This is a genomic window from Rhodanobacter sp. T12-5 (assembly GCF_008329435.1).
In the GTDB taxonomy this organism is placed as follows: Bacteria; Pseudomonadota; Gammaproteobacteria; order Xanthomonadales; family Rhodanobacteraceae; genus Rhodanobacter.
The window spans coordinates 1-3,471 of record NZ_NPKN01000016.1; the positions used below are offsets into that span (position 1 = coordinate 1).

General features: G+C 62.1%; 5 protein-coding genes. 2 read left to right on the forward strand and 3 right to left on the reverse strand.

Going from position 1 to position 3,471, the window contains the following annotated elements; all coding sequences use genetic code 11:
• Positions 1 to 144: 144 nt before the first annotated feature.
• Both CIW53_RS17545 and CIW53_RS17550 read right to left on the reverse strand, forming a co-directional pair.
• A complete protein-coding gene (locus CIW53_RS17545) occupies positions 145 to 660 on the reverse strand; it encodes a transposase (RefSeq protein WP_149366009.1) in 516 nt (171 codons plus the stop codon).
• Between the two features lie 67 nt (positions 661 to 727).
• Positions 728 to 985, reverse strand: a complete 258-nt coding sequence (locus tag CIW53_RS17550; RefSeq protein WP_149366010.1) for a hypothetical protein — start codon at positions 983 to 985, stop codon at positions 728 to 730.
• A gap of 498 nt (positions 986 to 1,483) precedes the next feature.
• Here CIW53_RS17550 and CIW53_RS17555 point away from each other — a divergent pair, with 498 nt between their 5' ends.
• Positions 1,484 to 2,296, forward strand: a complete 813-nt coding sequence (locus CIW53_RS17555; RefSeq protein ID WP_149366011.1) for a hypothetical protein — start codon at positions 1,484 to 1,486, stop codon at positions 2,294 to 2,296.
• Between the two features lie 85 nt (positions 2,297 to 2,381).
• Here the strand turns inward: CIW53_RS17555 and CIW53_RS17560 are convergent, their stop codons facing one another.
• Positions 2,382 to 3,134 carry a transporter gene (locus CIW53_RS17560; protein WP_149366012.1) on the reverse strand — a complete coding sequence of 251 codons (753 nt, stop codon included), beginning with the start codon at positions 3,132 to 3,134 and terminating at the stop codon, positions 2,382 to 2,384.
• Positions 3,135 to 3,140: 6 nt separating this feature from the next.
• Here CIW53_RS17560 and CIW53_RS17565 point away from each other — a divergent pair, with 6 nt between their 5' ends.
• Positions 3,141 to 3,404, forward strand: a complete 264-nt coding sequence (locus CIW53_RS17565) for a hypothetical protein (RefSeq protein ID WP_149366013.1) — start codon at positions 3,141 to 3,143, stop codon at positions 3,402 to 3,404.
• Positions 3,405 to 3,471 lie beyond the last annotated feature (67 nt).

The window sequence follows — 3,471 nt, forward strand, 5'->3', positions numbered from 1 at the left end:
GCATGGTGTGGTCTCCTCTGGCTTCGTAACCCGTGAGGAATGACCGCATCATGCGCGCACTGTTCCTTCAGTCTTCACGCAAGGTGTTGATTGAACGAGGGGATTCGTGGGGAAACCTCAGGGTCAGGTTCGAATGGCACTTACTTAAGCCTCTTTGGATGGCCAAACCGCCGTATTTTCGCGTGCGATGGCGCGCGGTTGAGTAAGCAGCGGCAACGGTTTGGGTCTTCGTTTGACGGCTCGGGGTTCGATGCGTCCAGGCCTTCGGCCAACGCGGCGCTGCGCGATAAGGACCAGCAAGCGTTCGATCTGTGCCTCGTCAGGAGGCAAGCCGCGTTGGCTCCATGCCAGCCACAGTTGCAAGCTGTGTTTGAAGCTCAGTTGGCGCGGCAGGACGTCTGCCAGCGTGGCTGAGCGCAGCATCAACCACCGGATGAGGTTGTAGGCAAGCAGGCCAACACACCACTGCTTTTCATTCATCGACGGCGTCTTGCAGACCAGTCGATCCAGACCCAGGGTGGTCTTGATGTTGCGTAAATCCAGCTCGACGTTCCAGCGCTGTGCGTACAACGCTTTCAGACCTTGTGCACTGACCTGATCGGGTGACAGCAAGGTACTGACTACTACTTTGGAACCGACGCGGGCTTCGCGAAGCTGCATGGTGTCGGGTAGCTCATCGACGGAAAAATGGGACGGAGGACGTTAAGCGCAAACATCGCGCATGAAGTCATTTAACTTCCTCCGTCCCGGTTTTCTCTCTGGCGTGGGTGCCGGTCCAGCCGAGCGCGCGATCCAGGTCGAGCAGGCTGCGCAGATGCGCGTTGCCTACGTAAGTGGACGAGCGCGCCGCGCCGCCATCGAGGTTGCCGATGGCGGCACCGTCATAGGTGAGCGTGGTGGTGGCCCAGCCGGTGTCCTCGGCGTGTGCGCGGATCGCCGCCAGCGCCAGCAGTGTGCCCAGTGCGATGGCGATGCGCTGTTGCATGGAGGAGGTTCGCGGAGAGGTGCGCGAAGTATAGGCGTCCGGGCGAGCGAGGCTGCGACGGTCGGGACGCCGGCGGGAGCGCCCGACAGCGCGTGTCCACCGCGATGGTGTCAGCGCGCACGGAACAATGGCGTCAGAGACAATTTGCGCCCTCTGGCAGCTAGCCGTGAATTGTCCTTGGCACCTTTTCTGGTGCTCACTTTCAAACGCCTGTAAGTGGACCTGACCCCGTTTTTTCCAAGAGCGCCTCCCGCACCGACCCGTCAGCTGCTGCCGCCTTAGCGTCCATCAGTCCTCTCCCTCTCAACGGCAGCACCCAGGCGTCGTGGCTCATCTTCACCCTGAAAATAGGGGCCAGAGTCGATTTTTGGCAATCCGCACAGGAGAAAGTGCAATCTGACCCCTGTTTTGCACAACACACTCACGCGTTAATAACCCCTGTCGGGCGCAGCCTCACCCGGCTACACCCCAACGGGGCGGGATGCAGTGATCTGACACATGCCCCTTATCGAGGATGCAGTCATGAATAAGCTCCTGGCCGCGGGCTTCGTGCTCGCGTTGGCGCTCCCTGCGTGCGCCTTGGCGCAAAGCTCATTGAACGGAACCTGGAAAACCGACGTGAGCTCGATGAAGGGCAGCGGTAAACCGGTTGTCATCAGCCTGAAAGACGGCGTGTACGCGAACAACGCGCATCCGCCGATCAAGGTCAAGGCCGATGGCGAGGATCACGCAGTCACCGGACATCCCGGTTTCGACACGATCGCGGTCGCGGTCGTCAACGACCACAGTTTCAAGGAAACCGAGAAGAAGGCTGGCAAGGTGGTAACAACCGGCACCTTCAGCGTGGCACCCGATGGCAAGAGCGGAACCTACCAGTTTACCGACACCAGTGGTGCCGCTCCCGTCACCGGCAAGCTGATGGTGCAGCGCGTAGCCAAGGGTGTGCCCGGATCGAATGCGGCCGCAGGTACATGGAAGTTCGGCCACTACGGCGACATATCAGCAAGTGCGCTGACTGCCACATACAAGATCGATGGGGACACGGTCAGCTTCAGCGATCCCACTGGGGACTCTTACACCGCCAACATCAACGGCAAGGCCGTGCCATTCAAGCAAGGATCAGGCGTGACCGGGACCACGGTATCCGTCGAACGCGACGGCCATAACGGCTTGCGCGAAACGTATTACCGCAACGGCAAGAAAACGGGCGTCGACGTCATAGAAGTCGCCGCGGACGGCCACAGCGCGAAGTTCACCAACCACGACCTGGAATCGGGCCGGACCATGGTAGCGGTCGCCGACAAGCAGTGAGTGGCTAGGTTAAGGCGACCAAGCCGCACCGCCAGAACACGGGTCAGAGTCGACTTAAAAAGTGCACTCTGACCCCTGTTTCTGGTCAGTGGCCGAAATACACGGCCGCCCCCAGGCCTGCCCACCAGTCGCTCACCTGGCCGCTCAGACGGTGTCGAAAACCCGCGTCGAGCTGCACGCGCGAGCTCGGCTGCCAGGCCAGTCCCGCCCCGGCCAGCAGGCCGCCGCCGCGATCGGGCTGCCGTTGCCAGGCTGCTTCGGCATACACCGTCCATGCGCCGCTCAAGGTATGGCTGTCATTGATCGCAGCGGTGTACGCGTCGCGACCGCCGGTGCGCACGTCCTCCAGATACATGCCTGCGCTGTTGGCCGGATCGAGCTGCTGGTTGAGCGCAAGCCCCACCAGGTATTGGCGCGCGGCGTTGCGAAACGCGGGTTCGCCATCGGTGAATTCCATGCTGCCCAGCAGCCCCCAGCTGAAGGATGCGCGTGCGGAGGGCAGCACCAGTTTCAGCGCCACGCTGCTGTCGCCGCGGCCCTCGTGGCGTTGATCGGTGCCGGGTCCGGTTTCGCGCAGGCGGTTGTACAGCGATCCGCCGAACTGCAGCTCCAGCGAGTCGCCCAGGCCCAGCCGCAGCAGGCTGTCAGCGGTGTACTGGGAGGTGGTCTGGCCATCCTGTCGGTCACGTGTCCAGGTGGGCAGGCCCTGTTCGACCGTCAGCTCGCCAGCGCCCAGCGCGGCGGGCGTGAAGCCGAGGCCGGGACGGTCATAGCCGGGGTTGTCGGCTCGCGCCGGCGCGGCGAGGCCAAGCCCGCCCGCCACCAGCATGGCGAGCATGGCGACATGCCGGCCGCCACCCATCGCCACCCGGCATCGCCGGTTCGTGCCACGGTATCGGCTAACATCCATCGCTTCGCTCCGCATCTTTCGAAAACTCCATTGAAACCCAATCAAAGGGGACGGGGCGGCGAAATGGTGACCCTGTTTTGGAATTTAATTAGCCACGTCCCCTTTAATTCCGAAGCGGCGAGCCCAAAGAAGTGCATTCTGACCCTGAGGTTTCCCCACGAATCCCCTCGTTCAATCAACACCTTGCGTGAAGACTGAAGGAACAGTGCGCGCATGATGCGGTCATTCCTCACGGGTTACGAAGCCAGAGGAGACCACACCATGC

Coding starts and splice junctions, on each gene's coding strand:
- CIW53_RS17545 (WP_149366009.1), bottom strand. CDS start 660: ATGCAGCTTCGCGAAGCCCGCGTCGGTTCCAAAGTAGTAGTCAGTACC.
- CIW53_RS17550 (WP_149366010.1), bottom strand. CDS start 985: ATGCAACAGCGCATCGCCATCGCACTGGGCACACTGCTGGCGCTGGCG.
- CIW53_RS17555 (WP_149366011.1), top strand. CDS start 1,484: ATGCCCCTTATCGAGGATGCAGTCATGAATAAGCTCCTGGCCGCGGGC.
- CIW53_RS17560 (WP_149366012.1), bottom strand. CDS start 3,134: ATGCTCGCCATGCTGGTGGCGGGCGGGCTTGGCCTCGCCGCGCCGGCG.
- CIW53_RS17565 (WP_149366013.1), top strand. CDS start 3,141: ATGCCGGCCGCCACCCATCGCCACCCGGCATCGCCGGTTCGTGCCACG.